Here is a 20,226-nt window from a genome sequence, read left to right as displayed (position 1 = left end):
CCGACATTCTGAGGGCTCCCGGGATTCAGGAGGCCAGTGCTTCCATCAATTCCGTTTCGATGGCCAGCTGCGTCTTCTGGCCCTGGAGCTCGGGGCCGCTGATGAGGAAGGTGTCTTCCACCCGCTCGCCCAGCGTCGAGACCTTGGCGAGCTGCAGGTTCAGGTGATGGCGCGCCAGCACCCGGGCCACCGAGTACAGCAGGCCGGCGCGGTCGCTGGCGGAGATGCTGAGCAGCCAGCGCTGCGCCTTGTCGTCCGGCAGCAGGCTGATGCGCGGCTTGATCGGAAAGCTGCGCACCCGGCGCGACACCCGGCCCATGCTGGGCGGCGGCAGGGCGCCGGCCTCGGTGAGCGTCTGCGCCAGGCCCGACTCGACCATGCTGATCAGGTCGCGGTAGTGGTCCGGCAGGAAGGTGGTCACCACCTGGAAGGTATCGAGCGCGTAGCCGTTGCTCGTGGTGTGCACCTTGGCGTCCAGGATGCTGAAGGAGGCCTGGTCGAAGTAGCCGCAGATGCGCGCGAACAGGTCGGGCTGGTCGGGCGTGTACACCACCACCTGAAGGCCTTCGCCCACCGGCGACAGGCGCGCCCGGACCACCGGCGCCGCCTTCGGGTCGACCGGCACGTCGGGCGGCGGCACGAAGCGCGAGAGCTGCTTGGCATGCCAGGCGATCTCGCCGGCGTCGTGGCGCATGAAGTAGCCCACGTCCAGCGTGTCCCACAGCGCCTTGTGCGCCTCGAAGCGCTGGGCGTGCAGGGCGAGCTGCACCAGCGCCTCGCGCTTGCGCGACTCGACCTCGGCGTCCGGGTCGGGCATGCGGCCGCCCAGCGCGCGCAGGGTGTAGCGGTACAGGTCCTCGAGCAGCTTGCCCTTCCAGGCGTTCCACACGCGCGGCGAGGTGCCGCGGATGTCGGCGATGGTCAGCAGGTAGAGGGCAGTGAGGTAGCGCTCGTTGCCCACCCGCCTGGCGAAGGCGCCGATGACTTCGGGGTCGCTCAGGTCCTGCTTCTGGGCGACCTGGCTCATCACCAGGTGCTCGGCCACGAGGAATTCGATGAGCTTGGCGTCTTCCCGGGCGATGCCGTGCTGCTTGCAGAAACGCTGCACGTCGCGCGCGCCCAGCGTGGAGTGGTCGCCGCCGCGCCCCTTGGCGATGTCGTGGAAGAGGGCGGCCACGTACAGGATCCAGGGCTTGTCCCAGCCGGCCGCGAGCTGCGAGCAGAACGGGTATTCGTGCGCGTGCTCGGCGATGAAGAAGCGCCGTACGTTGCGCAGCACCATCAGGATGTGCTGGTCCACCGTGTAGACGTGGAACAGGTCATGCTGCATCTGCCCCACGATGCTGCGGAACACCCGCAGGTAGCGCCCCAGCACCGAGGTCTGGTTCATCAGCCTGAAGGCATGCGTGATGCCGTAGGGCTGCAGCAGGATCCGCATGAAGGTCTGGTGGTTGACCGGGTCGTTGCGGAACTTGCTGTCCATCACGTGGCGCGCGTTGTAGAGCGCACGCAGCGTGCGCGCCGACAGGCCGTTCACGCCGATGGTCTTCTGGTAGAGCAGGAATGTCTCGAGTACCGCATGCGGCTCGCGCTCGTAGAGGTCGTCGCTGGCGATCTCGATCAGCCCGGCACGCTCGTAGAAGCGCTCGTTGATGGGCGTGTGCGGCTCGTCGCTGGGCTGCAGCCGCTCGGAGATGTTGAGCAGCAGGATCTGGTTGAGCTGAGACACCGCCTTGGCGGCCCAGTAGTAGCGCCGCATCAGCGCCTCGCTCGACTTGCGCTGCGACTCGCTTTCGTAGCCGAAGCTGGCTGCCACGGCGGTCTGCAGGTCGAACACGAGGCGATCTTCGCGCCGGTTGGCGATCACGTGCAGCCGGGCGCGGATCAGCGAGAGCAGCGCCTCGTTGCGCTTGATCTGCTGCGCCTCGAAGGAGGTGGCCAGGCCGTTCTTGGCCAGGTCGTCCCAGCGGCTGCCGTAGCCGGCAGCCTTGGTCATCCAGAGAATGGTCTGCAGGTCGCGCAGGCCGCCGGGCGATTCCTTGCAGTTGGGCTCGAGCGCGTAGGGCGTGTTGTCGAATTTCTGGTGGCGGTGCCGCATCTCCTGCGACTTGGCCACGAAGAAGGCCTGCGGGTCGATGGCGCGGGTGAAGCGGCGGCGAAAACCCGTGAAGAGCTTCTTGTCGCCGGCGATCAGGCGGGCCTCGAGCAGCGAGGTCTGGACGGTGACGTCCTTCTCGGCCTCGGCAAGGCACTCGTCGACGGTGCGCACGCTGGAGCCGATTTCGAGGCCCGCGTCCCAGCAGTGGCCGATGAAGGCCTCGATGCGCGCCGGCTCGACGCCGCCCGTCTCGCCCTCGGCGGGCAGCAGGAGCAGCACGTCGACGTCGGAATACGGGAACAGCTCGCCGCGCCCGAAGCCGCCCACGGCCGCCAGCGCGAGCGAATCGCCGAAGCCGGCTTCGCGCCACAGGGTGCACAGCGTTTCGTCGGCCAGCGCCGAGAGCTGGCGCAGCACCGTGTGGACGCTGCGGGTCGGGGCGCGCGCGAAGCGCAGGGTGTCGAACAGTGCGAGCTTCTTGGCGCGATAGGCTTCGCGCAGCGTCGCCACGTCGATGTTGGCTGCTTCGATCACGGCAGAGGGACGCGATGCCGCGTCAGGTCTTGGTCGAGGTGACGAAGGAGGGCAGCGGCGGGCTGCCGGCCGACAGCGTCAGCACTTCGTAGCCGGTCTCGGTGACGAGCACGGTGTGCTCCCATTGGGCCGAAAGCGAATGGTCGCGCGTGACGATGGTCCAGCCGTCGTACTGGCCGCCCTTGAAGTCTTCCTTCACGTCGCGCTTGCCGGCGTTGATCATCGGCTCGATCGTGAAAATCATGCCGGGCTTGAGCTCTTCCATGGTGCCCGGGCGGCCGTAGTGCAGCACCTGGGGCTCTTCATGGAAGCGCTGGCCCACGCCGTGGCCGCAGAACTCGCGCACCACCGAGAAGCCCTGGCCTTCGGCGAACTTCTGGATCGCGTGGCCCACGTCGCCCAGGTGCGCGCCGGGGCGTACCTGCAGGATGCCGTGCCACATGGCCTCGAAGGTGATGCTGCACAGGCGCTTGGCGGCGATGGAGGCGTCGCCGATCACGTACATGCGGCTGTTGTCGCCGAACCAGCCGTCCTTGATGACGGTCACGTCGACGTTCATGATGTCGCCCTTCTTCAGGGGCTTGTCGTTCGGGATGCCGTGGCACACCACGTGGTTCACCGAGGTGCACAGCGACTTCGGGAACGGGACGCTGCTGGCGCCCATGTAGCCCACCGTGGCCGAGGTGGTGCCCTGCTTGACCATGTATTCGGCGGCCAGCCGGTCGACATCGTTGGTCGTGATACCGGGCTTGATGAAGGGCGTGAGGTAGTCCAGCACCTCGGAGGCCAGGCGGCAGGCGACCCGCATGGCTTCGATGCCTGCAGCGTCTTTGTAGTTAATGCTCATGCCCCGAATTATCCCATCGGCCCGGCTAAAATCCCGGGTTAACGCGGATGACCCCAGTCAGCGGTCATTCGCCTTTATTCCTTGATTCCCAACGCGGCCCCCGAGGCCCCATCGACCGTGACGCAGCCCGCACCTCAAGCCCTTCCTGTCGTAACCATGTTCGAGGGCGGCAGCGCGCTCAGCGACTTCCGCGCACGGCAACTGCTGCCGAAGCTGCAGGCCATCGAGCCGCGCATCGAGGGCATCTCGGCCCGCTTCGTGCACCTGGTGGTGACCGACTCGGCGCTCGATCCGGCGGGCCATGAGCGCTTCGCCGCGCTGCTGACCTATGGCGAGCCCTTCGAGGCACCGGCCAGGGCGGGCGCCAGCGTGGTGGTCACGCCGCGCCTGGGCACCGTGTCGCCCTGGGCTTCCAAGGCCACCGACATCGCCCACAACTGCGGCCTGGCGCTGCGCCGCGTCGAGCGGGTCACCCAATACCACCTGAAGCTCAAGACGCCGCTGATCGGCAAGGCCCCCGCGCTCGAGGGCGACGCGCTGGCCGCGGTGGCCGGCCCGCTGCACGACCGCATGACCGAATCGGTGCTGGCCACCGTCGAGCAGGCCGCCAGCCTCTTCAGCGAACTGCCGGCCCAGCCGATGGCACAGGTCGACGTGCAGGGCGGCGGCCGCGCCGCGCTGGTGGCGGCCAACACCGGCTTCGGCCTGGCACTGGCCGAGGACGAGATCGACTACCTGGTCGATGCCTTCACCCGCCTGGGCCGCAACCCCAGCGACGTCGAGCTGATGATGTTCGCGCAGGCCAACAGCGAGCACTGCCGCCACAAGATCTTCAACGCCGACTTCACCATCGACGGCAAGGCCCAGCCGCAGAGCCTGTTCTCGATGATCCGCCACACCGAGAAGCAGAACCCGCAGCACACGGTCATCGCTTACGCCGACAACGCCTCGGTGATGGAAGGCGCGACCATCGAGCGCTTCATTCCGGCCAACGGCTCGCAGAGCTATCAAAAAGATAGCGCCCTGAGCCATGTGCTGATGAAGGTCGAGACGCACAACCACCCGACCGCCATTTCGCCTTTCCCGGGCGCTTCCACCGGCGCCGGCGGCGAGATCCGCGACGAGGGTGCCACCGGCCGCGGCTCCAAGCCCAAGGCCGGCCTGACCGGCTTCACCGTCTCGAAGCTGTGGCCGGAAGAGGGCAGCTACGGCAAGCCCGAACACATCGCCAGCCCGCTGCAGATCATGACCGAGGGCCCGCTGGGCGGCGCCGCGTTCAACAACGAGTTCGGCCGTCCCAACCTGCTGGGCTACTTCCGCGAGTACGAGCAGACCGTGGCGAGCGACGTCGACACCGTGCAGCGCGGCTACCACAAGCCCATCATGATCGCGGGCGGCCTCGGCAGCATCGACGCGGCGCAGACGAAGAAGATCCAGTTCCCCGCCGGTTCGCTGCTGATCCAGCTCGGCGGTCCCGGCATGCGCATCGGCATGGGCGGCAGCGCCGCCAGCTCGATGGCCACCGGCGCCAATGCGGCCGAGCTCGACTTCGACTCGGTGCAGCGCGGCAACCCCGAGATCGAGCGCCGCGCGCAGGAGGTCATCAACCACTGCTGGCAGCAGGGCGCGGCCAACCCCATCCTCGCGATCCACGACGTGGGCGCTGGCGGCCTGAGCAACGCATTCCCCGAGCTGACCAACGACGCCGGCCGCGGCGCGCGATTCGACCTGCGCGCGGTGCCGCTGGAAGAGTCGGGCATGGCGCCCAAGGAAATCTGGTGCAACGAGAGCCAGGAACGCTACGTGCTGGCCATCGCGCCGGAGTCGCTCGAACAGTTCAAGGCCTTCTGCGAGCGCGAGCGCTGCCCGTTCTCCGTGGTCGGCGTGGCGACCGAAGAACGCCAGCTGCTGGTGGCCGACGAGGGCGCACAGGTGCAGCCGGTCGACATGCCGATGGACGTGCTGCTCGGCAAGCCGCCGAAGATGCACCGCGACGTGAAGACCGTGACGCGCAGCTTCAAGCCGCTCGACCTGACGGGCGTCGACCTGCAGAAGGCCGCCATCGACGTGCTCGCGCACCCGACCGTGGCGTCGAAGCGTTTCCTCGTCACCATCGGCGACCGCACCGTGGGCGGCCTGAGCCATCGCGACCAGATGGTCGGACCGTGGCAGGTGCCCGTGGCCGACTGCGCCGTGACGCTGGCCGACTACAAGGGTTTTGCCGGCGAAGCCATGAGCATGGGCGAGCGCACGCCGCTGGCCGCGCTCGACGCGCCGGCCTCGGGCCGCATGGCGGTGGCCGAAGCCATCACCAACCTGCTGGCCGCGCCCATCGAGCTCTCGCGCGTGAAGCTCTCGGCCAACTGGATGGCCGCCTGCGGCGAGCCCGGCGAAGACGCCGCGCTGTACGAGACCGTCAAGGCCGTGGGCCTGGAACTGTGCCCGGCGCTGGGCGTGTCGATTCCGGTCGGCAAGGATTCCCTGTCGATGCGCACGCAGTGGAAGGACGACGCCGAGGCCAAGAAGGTCACGTCGCCCGTGAGCCTGATCGTCAGCGCCTTCGCCACGCTGGCCGACGTGCGCGGCACGCTCACGCCGCAACTCGACGCCGAAGAAGCCGACACCACCCTTGTGCTGATCGACCTGGGCCAGGGCAAGCACCGCATGGCCGGCAGCATCCTGGCGCAGACGCTCAACCAGAGCGGCGACACCGTGCCCGACCTGGACGACCCGGCGCAGCTGGTGGCGCTGGTCAATGCGGTGAACGCGCTGCGCGCCGACGGCAAGATCCTCGCGATGCACGACCGCAGCGACGGCGGCTTGTTCGCCACCGCCTGCGAGATGGCCTTTGCGGGCCACGTCGGCGTGGCGCTCAACGTCGACATGCTGGTCACCGAAGGCGACGGCATTTCCGACAGCCGCATGGAAACTGGCGACGCGAAGAACTGGGCGCAGCAGGTCAGCGCGCGGCGCGAGGAGCTCACGCTCAAGGCGCTGTTCAACGAAGAGCTGGGCATGGTGCTGCAGGTGCGCACCGCCGAGCGCAACGACGTCATGCAGGTGCTGCGCGCCCACGGCCTCAGCACGCACAGCCACTTCGTGGGCAAGACGCGCCCCGCCAGCTCGCCGATGGATGCGGGCAAGGGCAAGGTCGAAGTCTGGCGTGATGCCAAGTCGGTGTTCAGCGCGAGCCTGCACGACCTGCAGCAGGTGTGGGACTCGGTCAGCTGGAAGATCGCCCGCGAGCGCGACAACCCCGCCTGCGCCGATGCCGAGCACGCGGCAGCCGGCGATCCGGCTGACCCGGGCATGCATGTGTTCCTGCCGAACGCCCAGCCCGCTGCTCCGGCCATCCTGCAGTCGCGCCCCAAGGTCGCGATCCTGCGCGAGCAGGGCGTCAATTCGCACGTCGAGATGGCCTACGCCTTCACCGAAGCCGGCTTCGAAGCCTTCGACGTCCACATGACCGACCTGCAGTCCGGCCGCGCGGACCTCGCCGACTTCAAGGGCGTGGTCGCCTGCGGCGGCTTCAGCTACGGTGACACGCTGGGCGCCGGCATCGGCTGGGCGCGCAGCATCACCTTCAACCCGAAGCTGGCCGAGCAGTTCAAGACCTTCTTCGGCCGCGCCGACACCTTCGGCCTGGGCGTGTGCAACGGCTGCCAGATGTTTGCCGAGCTGGCCGACATCATCCCGGGCGCCGAAGCCTGGCCGCGCTTCACCACCAACCAGAGCGAACGCTTCGAGGCGCGCCTGTCGATGGTCGAAGTGCTCGAGTCGCCGAGCATCTTCTTCGCGGGCATGGCCGGCAGCCGCCTGCCGATCGCGGTGGCGCACGGTGAGGGCTATGCCAACTTCAAGTACCGCGGCGACGCCGACAAGGCCATCGCGGCGATGCGCTTCGTCGACAACCACGGCAAGCCGACCGAGCAGTACCCGTTCAACCCCAATGGCAGCGCCGGCGGCCTGACCTCGGTGACCACACCCGATGGCCGCTTCACTGCCGTGATGCCGCACCCGGAGCGCGTGTTCCGCAACATCCAGATGAGCTGGACCTCGGGCGACAAGAGCGAGTTGAGCCCCTGGATGCAGATCTGGCGCAACGCGCGCCGCTGGGTGGGCTGAAGCCCGGCATCGGCCAGGAAAGACGGCAAAAAAAAGCGGCCTCGAAGGCCGCTTTCTCTTTTGCCAGTATCGATTACTCGACCTTGGCCTTTGCTCGCAGTTCTTCCTGGTACTTCTGCAGGCGCTGCTGCTGCAGTTGCTGCGTGATCTGCGGCTTTACTTCTTCCAGCTTCGGCAGTTGGGCCTGGCGGATGTCGTCGACGCGGATGATGTGCCAGCCGAACTGGGTCTTGATCGGGGCGGGGGTGGTTTCGCCCTTCTTCAGCTTGATCATGGCTTCCGAGAACTCGGGCACGAAGCTCGCGGGGTTGGCCCAGTCGAGGTCGCCGCCGTTGGCGCCCGAACCCGGGTCCTTGCTCTGCTTCTTCGCGATGTCTTCGAACTTGGCGCCCTTCTTCAGGTCGGCCATGATCTTCTTGGCCTGGTCCTCGGTCTCGACCAGGATATGGCGGGCCTTGTATTCCTTGCCGCCGTTGGCAGCCACGAACTTGTCGTACTCGGCCTTCACGTCGGCGTCCGAGACAGGGTTGGTTTTGCGGTAGTTCTCGAACAGGGCGCGGATCAGGATGGCCTGGCGGGCGAGTTCGAGCTGGTTCTTGTAGTCCTCGGTGGCGTCCAGGCCCTGCTTCTGGGCTTCCTGCATGAACACTTCGCGCGCCACGATTTCCTCGCGCAGCTGGCCTTGCATTTCAGGCGTCACCGGACGGCCTGCGGCTGCCAGCTGCTGGGCCAGAACGTCCATGCGGGCCTTGGGCACCGGCTTGCCGTTCACGATGGCTGCGTTCTGCGCCAGGGCCGCCATGGGGATGGCACCGAGCAGCGCTGCGGCCGCGACGGCCTGCAAGATTTGTTTTTTCATGGAATGAATGGTCGAACTGGGAAGGAAATGCGCGTGTAGAAGTTGCGCGGTAATGAAAGCGGGGGGTGGAGAAGGAAGGAAAGGGGGGCAGCGGCCGATGCGAGACGCGGTACTCGCGATGCGTTGGACGACCGACTCAGAGCACCTCGATGGCGATGGCGTGCAGACCCTGTGCGATAAAAATCTGGAGGGCATCATACACAAGCCGATGCCGCGCCACGCGGGGCTTCCCCTCGAACAGCGGGGAGGCGATGCGCACCCGGAAATGGGTGCCACGGCCCTCGGCGTTGGCGCCCGCGTGGCCCGCGTGGGCAGCGCTCTCGTCGATCACTTCGAGCGCGGTCGGCGCAAGCGCTTGGCGCAGTGCCGCCTCGAGGCCGGCGGCGGTGGGCAGCAGTGCAGCGGTAGTGTTCATCGTCATGCCGCCGGCTTGTCTTCTTCGTTCTTCAGGTGCGGCGCGATGTACAGGCCCTGTGCCACCAGGAAGACGATGGGGAACACGTAGCCCCAGAGCTTGAAGTTGACCCAGGCTTCCGTCGTGAAGTACGCCGCCACGTAGCCGTTGATGACGGCCATGAAGACGCAATAGCCGATCCACGCAACGTTGAGCCTGCCCCAGATGCGGTCGGGCAACTCCAGCTGCGAGCCCAGCAGCATCTTCAGGAAGTTCTTCTTCAGCGCCCACAGCGCCACCGCGAGCGCGACGGCCATGGCGCCATACAGCACCGTCGGCTTCCACTTGATGAAGCGGTCGTCGTGAAGCGCCAGCGTGAGCGTGCCGAACAGCAGGATCAGTACCAGCGTGGCCTTCTGCATCGCCTGCAGCTTGCGCTCCGTGGCGTAGACGATCGCCATCTGCACCACCGTGGCGGCCATCAGCACGCCGGTGGCGGTGTAGATGTTGCCCATCTTGTAGGCAACGAAGAAAAGCAGGATCGGGAAGAAGTCGAGGAGCAGTTTCATTGAGCTGGGTGCCTGTTTCGCTTATTTCTTCTGGAAGTCGAGCGATGCCGAGTTCATGCAGTAGCGCAGGCCGGTTTCGGTCGGGCCGTCGGGGAACACGTGGCCCAGGTGGGCGCCGCAATTGGCGCAGACATTCTCGGTGCGCACCATGCCGTGCGAGCGGTCGATGATGTTGCGGATGGCGCCGGGCACGGCCTCCTGCGAGAAGCTGGGCCAGCCGCAGCCGGCGTCGAACTTGGTGGCCGACTCGAAGAGCTTGGCGCCGCAGCAGACGCAGTGGTAGGTGCCGTCTTCCCAGTGCGCCTCGTACTTGCCGGTAAAGGGGCGTTCGGTGGCCGCGTGGCGCGTCACCTCGAAGGCCGCGGGTTCGGCGCCTTTCTCAGCGAGCAGGGCTTTCCATTCGGCGTCGGTTTTCTGTACTGGAGTGGTCATGATGAGCAGCTGATTTCGATCGTGGAAGCCCAGTCGGGCGGGAAACCGGCGAATGCGTCGGCGTCGGGATGGTCTTCAAATGGGGCCTCGAGCACGGCCAGCAAGGTTGCCACAGCCGCGTGGTCCTTTTTCCGGCTTGCTTCGATGGCTTGCTGGCCCAGGTGGTTCCGCAGCACGAACTTCGGGTTGGACCGGCGCATCAGTTCGGCGGCCTCGGCGCGGCCGGTGCCGGCATGGCGCTCCGAAAACGATAGCAGCCAGGCGTCGAAGCCCGCGCGGTCCAGGAACAGGTCGCGCACCGGTTCCAGGTTGCCGTCGGCCATGTAGTCAGAGAGCCGGCGCCAGAAGATGGTGTAGTCGACCTTGCCCGCGGCCAGCAGCTTGAGCACGCCTTCAATCAGCGTGCGGTCGCCTTCGGCCGCCCCGTGCAGGCCCAGCTTGGCGCGCATGCGGCCCTCGAACTCGTTCGGGAACACCGTCTTGTAAGACTCCAGCGCGGCCACGGCGATTTCCTGGTCGCCGATCAGCGGCAGCAGCGCCTGCGCCAGGCAGAACAGGTTCCAGTAGGCCACGTTGGGCTGCTGGTTGAAGGCGTAGCGCCCGCTGGTGTCGCTGTGGTTGCAGATGTGGCGCGGGTCGAAGCCGTCGAGGAACTGGAACGGGCCGTAGTCGATGGTGAGCCCGAGGATGCTCATGTTGTCGGTGTTCATCACCCCGTGGCAGAAGCCCACCGCCTGCCAGCGGGCGAGCAGGGCGGCGGTGCGCTCGCTCACGGCCTCCAGGAATGCGGCGTAGGCGCTGCCGTTGAAGCGCTCGGTGGTGCGGCAGGCCGGGTAGTAGCGGTCGATGACGTAGTCGGCCAGCGCGCGCAGCTCGTCTTCGCGCTGGTTGGCCGCGAAGTGCTCGAAGTGGCCGAAGCGCACGAAGCTGGGCGCGACGCGGGCGACAACGGCGGCGCTTTCGGCTTCTTCGCGGTACACGGGGGCATCGGAGCCGGTCACACACAGCGCCCGGGTGGTCGGGATGCCGAGGCCGTGCATCGCCTCGCTGCAGAGAAATTCGCGGATGCTGGAGCGCAGCACCGCGCGGCCGTCGCCGCCGCGCGAGTAGGGCGTGCGCCCCGCGCCCTTGAGCTGCATTTCGAGCCCGCCCTCGGTCTCTCCAAGCATGATGGCGCGCCCGTCACCGAGCTGGCCGGCCCATACGCCGAACTGGTGGCCGCTGTAGACGGTGGCGAAGGGGCTGGTGCCGGCAATCGGCAGGCTGCCGGCCAGCGCCGCCAGGGTGGTGTCCGACTCGTACCAGCCGGCCGGCAGCCCCAGCTCGCGGGCGACTGCTTCGCTTCGGCAGACCCAGTAGGGATCGGGCAGGGGTGTCGGCCGCAGGTCGGTGAGAAACGCCGGGCCCAGGGTGTGGAAACCAGGTTTCCAGCGCAAGCCCAGGTCCGCGGCCCCGGTGTCTTCAGCAAGCAAGCTCATGCCCGGATTGTCCGGCACCGCGCGTAACCCCTGGCCAAGCGGGCCATCGGGGCCCCGGTGGGATCAGGCCGCGAGGGCGGCCGGCGCGTCCCAGATGCGGGCCCGGTACTGCGCCGGCGGCACGCCGAACCAGCGTTTGCAGGCGCGAAAGAAGTTGCTGGTGTCGACGAAGCCCAGCATGTCGGCCACGTCGGTCAGCGTATGGCGGTCTTCGGCCAGGTATTGCCTGGCCAGCTCGCGGCGGGTGCGGTCGAGCAGCGACTGGAAAGACACCGACTCCTCCTGCAGCCGCCGCTGCAGCGTGCGTTCGGCCAGCCCGAGGCCCGAGGCCACGTCCTGCCGGCGCGGTTCGCCGTGCTGCAGACGGCGCGCGATCTCGGCGCACACCAGCGTGCTGGTGGTGGTCTGGCCCAGCAGGTCGAGCTGGTCGTCCAGCAGGTGCTCCTGCATCTCGCCGAGCACTTCGTGGAAGGTGGGCAGCGGCGTCGCCATATCGGCTGAAGACAGCAGCAGGCGGTTGGCCTCGGCGTTGAAGCGCACCTCGCAGCCGAAGGCCTCGCGGTGCAGCCGGTCGTCGGCCGGCGCGGGGTAGATGAACTCCATGGCCAGCGGCTGCAGCTCGCGCCGCGTGAGCCACTGGCACTGCATGAGCACGGTCAGCAGGGCGTACTCGACGCGCTGGCGCGGAATGGGCAGGCTGCCGCCGGTGTGCTTCATCACCATCCAGCAGCCGCGCGGATCGGGGTGCAGCGAGAAGGCTGTCGCATCCGAGATCACGGCCATGTAGCGGGTCAGCCGCACGAGAGCCGACTCGAGGCTGGAGCTGCATGACATCGCATGCCCCACCGTGCCCAGCTTGCTGTGGGTGGAGGCCAGGTCGCGGTGCAGGCCCAGCGTGGGCCGGCCGGCACGGGCCACGGCGAGCTGCCAGAGCACCGAGATCTCGTCGACCGGGATGCGCGTGTTCTGCCGGTGCAGCGAATCGGGGTCGAAGCCGGCCTCGCGCAGCAGCGAGGGCACGTCCAGCCCCTCGGCCTCGAACATCGACAGGACGCCTTCGAGCCAGGCGGCCGAGCTGGTGCGCAGCTCCGGCTGCGGCATGCAGCCCGCCCGGCGCTGGGTGCCGCGCTGGCGCTGCGGCATGGAGGCTCCTGAAGTCATTCGTTTGGCTTTGTTGCGATAGCGATGAAAACCGTGCCGGTTTCTAGAATTTTTTTACGCGTTCGGCGGCCCGGAGTATGGGCGCGGCGCGTCAGACCAGGAATTCCGATTAACCCGGTGTGGAGACAAAAAACATGAAGACAGAGACAAACGCACGAGACCGGCAAGGTCCGGCGGCAGCAAAGAAGACGGCAACGGCCAGGGCCGTCGCCCTGGCGATGGCCGCGGCCGCCCTGGCGGCTCTTTCGGCCTGCGGCGGTGGCGGCTCCGGCTCGTCCGGCTTCGCCTTCCTTCCGAGCCCGCCGCCCGCACCGGCTCCGGCGCCGGCCCCGCCCGCGGCGGATGGCCCCATGGTCCGCCAGACAGTTGCCGGCAAGGTCGAGGGCGTGGACGACAGCGCCAGGACCGGCACCTGGTTCTGGAAGGGCATTCCGTTCGCCAAGCCACCGGTCGGCGCGCTGCGCTGGCGTGCACCGGCGGCGCCCGAGCCCTGGAGCGGCATCCGCCAGGCCACCAAGTTCGACAACGCCTGCCTGCAGATCGGCCGCATCTTCAGCCCCGGCGCCAACAACACCTACGACGAGACCATCGGCACCATGCTGGGCAAGCCCAGCGGCAGCGAGGATTGCCTGTTCGTCAACATCTGGCGACCGGCCACTGGCGAGAAGAACCTGCCGGTGCTGCTCTTCATCCACGGCGGCAGCAACATCTCGGGCTACACGGCCGACCCGCTGTATGACGGCGCCGCGCTGGCCAAGGCCGCCAACGCGGTGGTCATCACCGCCAGCTACCGGCTGGGCATCCTGGGCTTCCTGAACGTGCCGCAGCTGCGCCCGGGCGGCAGCGAAGGCGACGATTCGGGCAACTTCGCGCTGCTCGACAACATGGCGGCGCTGCGCTTCGTCCGCGACAACGTGGCCAGCTTCGGGGGCGACCCGGGCAACGTCACGCTTTCTGGCGAATCGGCCGGTGCCACGAACCTGCTGTCGGTGATGACCTCGCCGATGGCCAAGGGCCTGTTCCACAAGGCCTTCGAGATGAGCGGCGGCATCTCGCTCGCTAGCAACCTGCCGCCGGGCACGCTGCCCTCGCTGTCTCCGGCCTCGGCCTCGCTGGCGCAGGGCGAATCCATCCTCGAGAAGCTGCTCGTCGCCGACGGCACCGCAGCCGATGCGACGGCCGCCAAGGCCTACATCGCCGGACGCACGCCGGCGCAGATCGCCGAGTACCTGCGCTCGCAGGACGGCGGCAAGATGCTGACCACCGTGGTTGCGGCCGGCCTCGGCGCGGTCGGGCCCATTCCGGATGGCGCGGTGCTCCCGACCGACCCCATCGGCGCCATCGCCGCCGACCAGTACGTGAAGGTGCCGATGCTCTCGGGCAACACGCGCGACGAGGGCAAGCTCTTCGCGTCGCTGCTGGGCACCATCGGCTTGCCCAAGTCGGGCTGGATCGTCAGCGACGCCCAGCGCTTCTCGATGATGTTCAACTTCGACCCCGACGCGCCGCCCACGCTCACGGTGGCCGACATCATCGACCCGTTCTACCTTCCGGTAGACAAGGCCGGCACCGGCTACGACGCGGCCACCGCGCTCATCACCAAGGGGCTGTTCGAAGCCAACCGCGACAACCTGCTCGACACGATGAAGACACGCCAGTCGAACATCTGGCACTACCGCCTCGACTGGGCACAGGAGGCCGCTCCCTGGAACGACGTCTACGGCGCCGCGCACGCCTTCGACCTGCCGTTCGTATTCGGCAATTTCGGCCCCTCGGTGCTGTCGAACGTGATCCGCGGCAAGGCCAACGAGAAGGGGCGGCTGGCGCTGTCGAACGCGGTCATGGCGAGCGTGGGCGCCTTCATGCGCACGGGCGATCCGAACACGCCCGAACTTGGTGCAACCTGGGCGACATGGCCGTCGCAGCTGCTGCTCGACGCCACCCCCACGGCCACAAAGATCACGCTCATGCAATGAGCCGCTTCGTTCAATCGTGCAGTGCGGGTTTGTGTCATTGTGGAAATGGCTGAAGCTTGCGTGAATCCGTTGTCCCCAAGCTTTCAAGAAGTCATTTCACATAGGAGTCCGTAGATGCTGGGTTTGATGCAAGACCAACCGCTTCTGATCTCGTCGCTGATCGAGTTCGCCGAGCGCCACAACGGCGACGGCGAGATCGTCTCGCGCCGTGTCGAAGGCGATATCCACCGCTGTACATGGGGCGACATCGCATCGCGCGCCAGGCAGGTGGCCAACGCGCTGGACGGCGAGCAGCTGCTGTTCAGCGACCGCATCGCCACCCTGGCCTGGAACGGCTATCGCCACCTGGAGCTGTACTACGGCGTGAGCGGCAGCGGGCGCGTGCTGCACACCATCAACCCGCGCCTGCACCCCGACCAGATCGCGTGGATCGCCAACCATGCCGAAGACCAGATCCTGTGCTTCGACCTCACCTTCCTGCCGCTGGTGCAGGCGGTGCATGCACGCTGTCCCACGATCCGGAAATGGGTTGCACTGTGCGATGCCGACAAGCTCCCGGCCGACAGCGGCGTGCCCAACCTCGTGAGCTACGAAAGCTGGATGGGCACGCAGTCCACCGAGTACGAGTGGCCCACCTTCGACGAGAACTCCGCCTCGAGCATGTGCTACACGAGCGGCACCACGGGTAACCCCAAGGCCGCGCTCTACAGCCACCGCTCGACGCTGCTGCACGCCTACGCGGCGGCGCTGCCCGACGTGATGGACCTGTCGGCGCGCGATTCGGTGCTGCCGGTGGTGCCGATGTTCCACGTCAATGCCTGGGGCATTCCGTATTCGGCGGCGCTGGTGGGCTGCAAGCTGGTGTTCCCGGGCCCGGCACTCGACGGCAAGTCGGTGTACGAGCTGATCGAGGCCGAAGGCGTGACCTTCGCCGCCGGCGTGCCCACCGTGTGGCAGATGCTGCTGGGCCACATGCAGGCGGGCGGCATGAAGTTCAGCAAGCTCAACCGCACGGTGATCGGCGGATCGGCCTGCCCGCCGGCCATGATCAAGGCATTCCAGGAGCTCTACGGCGTTGAGGTGCTGCACGCCTGGGGCATGACCGAGATGAGCCCGCTGGGCACGCTGTGCACGCTCAAGAACAAGCATCTGTCGCTGCCGCCCGATGCGCAGCTGCAGATCCGCATGAAGCAGGGCCGCGCCATCTTCGGCGTCGACATGAAGATCGTCGACGGCGACGGCAAGGAACTGCCCTGGGACGGCAAGGCCTACGGCGACCTGCTGGTCAAGGGCCCGTGGATCGTCAAGGAGTACTTCAAGGGCGAGGGCGGCGATCCGCTCATTCCCGACGAGCGCAACCGCGGATGGTTCCCCACCGGCGACGTGGCCACCATCGACGCCGAGGGCTACCTGCAGATCACCGACCGCAGCAAGGACGTGATCAAGTCCGGCGGCGAGTGGATCAGCTCGATCGACATCGAGAACATCGCGGTCGCGCATCCGGGCGTGGCCATGGCGGCGTGCATCGGCGTGTTCCATCCGAAATGGGACGAGCGTCCGATCATCGCCGTCGTGAAGAAGCCCAATGCCGAGGTCACGCGCGAGGAGCTGCTGAAGTTCTACGAGGGCAAGACCGCCAAGTGGCAGATCCCCGACGACGTGGTGTTCGTCGAAGCCATTCCGATCGGCGCCACCGGAAAGTTCCTCAAGACGAAGCTGCGGGAGCTGCTCAAGGACTACAAGCTGCCCACGGCATGACCGCCAGGGCCCGCCCGGGCGCCGCGCTGTCGCGTATGCGATAGCAAAGCCACCCCGGCGGCCTTCCTTGCGGGCAATCCCTGTGCGGCGAAAAAAGGGCCGCTTGTACGCTGGCAGTCAGCTTTTCCCATTGGAGACTCTTCATGCAATTTGCCGTCAAGTCAGTAGCTGCCTGTGCGATGTTGGTGAGCGCCGCGACCGTGTTCGCCCAGAAGGGCGAGACCGTCAAGATCGCCTGGCTCGACCCGCTTTCGGGCCTGATGGCGGCGGTTGGCACGAATCAGCTGAAGACCACGCAGTTCCTTGCCGAAGAGTTCAACAAGAAGAACCAGTCGGGCGTGAAGTTCGAGATCATCGCGCTCGACAACAAGCTCAGCCCGCAGGAGACCACCGCGGCGCTGCGCTCCGCGCAGGACCAGGGCGCGCGCTACATCATGCAGGGTAACGGCTCCGGCCCTGCGCTCGCGATCATCGATGCCATCGAGAAGAACAACGCGCGCAATCCGGGCAAGGAGCTGCTGTACATGAACTACGCGGCCGTCGACCCCGACCTGACCAACAGCAAGTGCAGCTACTGGCACTTCCGGCTCGACGCCGACACCTCCATGAAGATGGAGGCGCTGACCACCTGGATGAAGGACCAGCCCGACATCAAGAAGGTCTACATCCTCGGGCAGAACTATGCGCACGGCGTGCAGGTGTCGAAGTACGCGAAGGAAGACCTGAAGGTGAAGCGCCCCGACATCCAGATCGTGGGCGACGACCTGCATCCGCTGGCGCAGGTGCGCGACTTCTCTCCCTATATCGCGAAGATCAAGGCATCGGGCGCCGACACCGTCATCACCGGCAACTGGGGCTCCGACCTGTCGCTGCTGATCAAGGCCGCCAACGACTCGGGGCTGAACGTCAGGTTCCTGACCTACTACGCGCCCGGTGCGGGCACTCCCACGGCAATGGGCGCCACCTCGGCAGGCAAGGTCTACACCGTCGCCTACGCTCACTACAACATGGGCGGCGAGATCCAGCAGCTGCTCGCGGGCTACAAGAAGCGCATGAACGACGACCTCACGCAGTCGTCGATCTATCACGTGTTCGCGCTTCTCGATGCCGCCTTTGCGAAGACCGGCTCGACCGATCCGGTGAAAGTGGCGGCGGCCCTGGAGGGCATGAAGATCAAGAGCTTCAACGGCGAGGTCGAGATGCGCAAGTCCGACCACCAGTTGCAGCAGGGCCTCTACATCGCGAGATGGGAGAAGGCGAGCGCAAAGTACCCGTACGACGCGGAGAACACCGGCTACACCAACGTTCCCGTGAAGTACTTCGAATCGTACGTGGCGAGCACGCCCACGTCGTGCCAGATGAAGCGCCCCTAGGCGCTTTGTGAACGCGTTTCCTACCCGTCGGTAGCAGCTGTCTACCGACGGGTAGCAAATTGGAGAAACGCGGTGTCGCATGCGCGATAGAAACGGGCCTTTGCAGTGCCCCTCTTACGGGCATTCCCTGAGGGGAGGGGCTGCAAACGCTTGTACTCTCGTGCGGCGTTTTGAATCGGTTTGACCAGGAGATATAGATTGAACTTCGCTCTGAAAATCGCCGCCGCAGCCGTCATCGCTGCCACCGCCACCGGTGCCTTTGCCCAGAAGGGTGAAACCGTCAAGATCGCATGGCTGGACCCGTTGTCGGGCCTCATGGCCGCGGTCGGGACCAACCAGCTCAAGACCTTCCAGTTCTTCGCCGAAGAGTTCAACAAGAAGAACGCGGCGGGCGTGAAGTTCGAGATCATCGGAATCGACAACAAGCTCAGCCCGCAGGAAACCACCAGCGCGCTGCGCTCGGCTCTCGACCAGGGCGCGCGCTATATCGTGCAGGGCAACGGCTCGGGCCCGGCGCTGGCCATCATCGACGCGCTGGAGAAGAACAACGCGCGAAATCCAGGCAAGGAAGCGCTGTACCTGAACTATGCCGCGGTCGATCCCGACCTGACCAACAGCAAGTGCAGCTACTGGCAGTACCGCTTCGATGCCGACACGTCCATGAAGATGGAGGCGCTGACCACCTACATGAAGGATCAGCCCGAGATCAAGAAGGTCTACATCATCGGCCAGAACTATTCGCACGGCCAGCAGGTCTCCAAGTTCGCCAAGGAAGACCTGAAGCACAAGCGCCCCGACATCCAGATCGTGGGCGACGACCTGCACCCGCTCGCGCAGGTGCGTGACTTCGCGCCGTACATCGCCAAGATCAAGGCTTCGGGCGCCGACACCGTCATCACCGGCAACTGGGGCTCCGATCTTGCGCTGCTCATCAAGGCGGCCAACGACTCGGGCCTGAACGTCAAGTTCTATACCTACTACGCCGTGACCACCGGCACGCCGACCGCCATGGGCGCGGCTTCCGCCGGCAAGGTCTACCAGGTCGGCTACGCCCACTACAACATGGGCGGCGACATGCAGAAGTACGCTGACGACTTCAAGAAGAAGTTCAACGACGACCTCTACACCACCGACATCTACACGGTGTTCCAGGCGCTCACCGAAGCCTTCGTGAAGACCAAGTCGACCGACCCCGTCAAGGTGGCTGCCGCGATGGAGGGCCTGAAGTTCAAGAGCTTCAACGGCGACATCGAGCTGCGCAAGACCGACCACCAGGCGCAACAGGGCCTGTACATCACCCGCTGGGAGAAGGCCACCGCCAAGTACCCCTACAGCCCCGAGAACACCGGCTACACGCTGGTGCCGGTGAAGTTCTACGACGCCTACGTGGCCAGCACGCCGACTTCCTGCCAGATGAAGCGTCCGGGATGAGGTTCGCCCCCAGGCTGCGCGCACTTCGTGCCGCTTCGCCAACCCCCTTCCGGGGGCAACACCCGCGGGCCGGCAAAGCCGGTTCCGCGGTGTTCCGCGAAGAGGCACTTGTTGCTTCTTCAGCTTGTGCCGTGCAACGCACGGCGAGGGACTGAGCCCGGCAGCCTGCTTGTTGGTCGAGGCCCGACTTAAACACTCGGGCCTTTTTCTTTTTCAACTGACACGAAAGACCGATGAACGTCGAATTCTTCGTCATCTCGCTGCTCAATGGCGTGAGCTACGGCTTGCTGCTGTTCATGCTGAGCTCCGGCCTCACGCTGATCTTCAGCATGATGGGCGTGCTCAACTTCGCGCACGCGAGCTTCTACATGCTGGGCGCCTACTTCGCCTACACGCTGTCGGGCATCGTGGGCTTCTGGCCGGCGCTTTTCATCGCGCCGCTGCTGGTGTTCGTGCTGGGCGCAGCCTTCGAACGGTACTGCCTGCGCCGTGTCCACAAGTTCGGCCACGTGCCCGAACTGCTGGTGACCTTCGGCCTTTCGTACCTGATCCTCGAAGTGGTGCAGTTGGCGTGGGGCCGTTCCACGGTGCCCTATGGCCTGCCGTCGGCGCTGCAGGGGCCGCTCTTCACGCTCTATGGCACGCAGTTTCCCAAGTCTCGCTCCTTCATCATGCTGGTGGCGGTGCTGATGCTGGTGTCGGTGTGGCTGCTGCTCACGCGCACGCGCATCGGCCTGGTGATCCAGGCGGCGCTGAAGCACCCCGAGATGGTCGAGGCGCTGGGCCACAACGTGCCGCGCGTTTTCATGCTCGTGTTCGGCGGCGGCGCCGCGCTCGCGGGGCTGGCCGGCGTGGTGGGCGGCAACACCTACGTCACCGAGCCGGCCATGGCTGCGTCGGTGGGCTCCATCATCTTCGTGGTGGTGGTGGTCGGCGGCATGGGCTCGCTGGCGGGCGCCTTCCTCGCCTCGCTCATCATCGGCGTGGTGCAGACCTTCGCCGTGGCCATGGACCAATCGCTCGCCACCGGCCTGCAGGCCTTCGGCGTGGCGGTGACAGACCAGACCTTCGGCTACGAGCTGCTCAAGCTGACGATCTCGCAGGTCGCGCCGATCCTTCCGTACCTCTTCCTGGTGCTGATCCTCATCTTCAGACCCAAGGGTCTTCTCGGAACCCGGGAGGACTGACGCG

Annotated in this window: 14 protein-coding genes; 6 read left to right on the top strand and 8 right to left on the bottom strand. The window is 66.5% G+C overall.

Translation table 11 applies throughout. The annotated features are described in order from the left end of the window. Positions 1-25: 25 nt before the first annotated feature. Entirely contained in the window at positions 26-2,632 is a 2,607-nt protein-coding gene (locus QMO14_RS20355) for a [protein-PII] uridylyltransferase (RefSeq protein ID WP_301509300.1), read from the bottom strand. Positions 2,633-2,654: 22 nt separating this feature from the next. Beyond that, positions 2,655-3,479 (bottom strand): type I methionyl aminopeptidase, encoded by an 825-nt coding sequence (gene map / locus QMO14_RS20350; protein ID WP_081269432.1) that lies wholly within the window; start codon positions 3,477-3,479, stop codon positions 2,655-2,657. A gap of 156 nt (positions 3,480-3,635) precedes the next feature. Here map and purL point away from each other — a divergent pair, with 156 nt between their 5' ends. Continuing rightward, positions 3,636-7,604, top strand: coding sequence for a phosphoribosylformylglycinamidine synthase (gene purL / locus QMO14_RS20345; protein WP_301509317.1), 3,969 nt, complete (start codon positions 3,636-3,638; stop codon positions 7,602-7,604). 73 nt (positions 7,605-7,677) lie between these two features. On the opposite strand, the gene QMO14_RS20340 is transcribed toward purL, so the two are convergent. The 6 genes from QMO14_RS20340 to QMO14_RS20315 all read right to left on the bottom strand — a co-directional run bounded on the left by QMO14_RS20340 (position 7,678) and on the right by QMO14_RS20315 (position 12,479). Continuing rightward, entirely contained in the window at positions 7,678-8,463 is a 786-nt protein-coding gene (locus QMO14_RS20340; RefSeq protein WP_301509299.1) for a peptidylprolyl isomerase, read from the bottom strand. Between the two features lie 136 nt (positions 8,464-8,599). Further along, positions 8,600-8,878, bottom strand: a complete 279-nt coding sequence (locus QMO14_RS20335; protein ID WP_301509316.1) for a BolA family protein — start codon at positions 8,876-8,878, stop codon at positions 8,600-8,602. A 2-nt stretch (positions 8,879-8,880) separates the two neighbouring features. Then, complete coding sequence (locus tag QMO14_RS20330) at positions 8,881-9,426, bottom strand: septation protein A (protein ID WP_301509296.1); 546 nt, start codon at positions 9,424-9,426, stop codon at positions 8,881-8,883. A 21-nt stretch (positions 9,427-9,447) separates the two neighbouring features. Further along, entirely contained in the window at positions 9,448-9,858 is a 411-nt protein-coding gene (gene msrB, locus QMO14_RS20325) for a peptide-methionine (R)-S-oxide reductase MsrB (RefSeq protein ID WP_301509294.1), read from the bottom strand. Then, positions 9,855-11,336, bottom strand: coding sequence for a YdiU family protein (locus QMO14_RS20320; protein ID WP_301509292.1), 1,482 nt, complete (start codon positions 11,334-11,336; stop codon positions 9,855-9,857). Before QMO14_RS20320 ends, msrB begins: the two co-directional genes overlap by 4 nt. 63 nt (positions 11,337-11,399) lie before the next feature. Then, entirely contained in the window at positions 11,400-12,479 is a 1,080-nt protein-coding gene (locus QMO14_RS20315; RefSeq protein ID WP_301509314.1) for an AraC family transcriptional regulator, read from the bottom strand. 236 nt (positions 12,480-12,715) lie between these two features. Here QMO14_RS20315 and QMO14_RS20310 point away from each other — a divergent pair, with 236 nt between their 5' ends. The 5 genes from QMO14_RS20310 (at position 12,716) to QMO14_RS20290 (ending at position 20,222) form a co-directional block, all read left to right on the top strand. After that, entirely contained in the window at positions 12,716-14,473 is a 1,758-nt protein-coding gene (locus QMO14_RS20310) for a carboxylesterase/lipase family protein (protein ID WP_301509313.1), read from the top strand. Between the two features lie 114 nt (positions 14,474-14,587). Further along, a complete protein-coding gene (locus QMO14_RS20305; protein ID WP_301509291.1) occupies positions 14,588-16,231 on the top strand; it encodes a 3-(methylthio)propionyl-CoA ligase in 1,644 nt (547 codons plus the stop codon). Between the two features lie 143 nt (positions 16,232-16,374). Continuing rightward, entirely contained in the window at positions 16,375-17,604 is a 1,230-nt protein-coding gene (locus QMO14_RS20300; RefSeq protein ID WP_301509289.1) for a branched-chain amino acid ABC transporter substrate-binding protein, read from the top strand. 198 nt (positions 17,605-17,802) lie between these two features. Beyond that, on the top strand, positions 17,803-19,035 hold the full coding sequence (locus QMO14_RS20295; protein ID WP_301509287.1) for a branched-chain amino acid ABC transporter substrate-binding protein: 1,233 nt from the start codon (positions 17,803-17,805) through the stop codon (positions 19,033-19,035). A gap of 233 nt (positions 19,036-19,268) precedes the next feature. Next, a complete protein-coding gene (locus QMO14_RS20290) occupies positions 19,269-20,222 on the top strand; it encodes a branched-chain amino acid ABC transporter permease (RefSeq protein WP_301509286.1) in 954 nt (317 codons plus the stop codon). The last annotated feature ends 4 nt before the right edge of the window (positions 20,223-20,226 follow it).

This window comes from Variovorax sp. CAN15, assembly GCF_030462475.1.
Classification (GTDB): domain Bacteria; phylum Pseudomonadota; class Gammaproteobacteria; order Burkholderiales; family Burkholderiaceae_C; genus Variovorax.
This window is presented reverse-complemented; position numbering and strand designations above follow the sequence as displayed.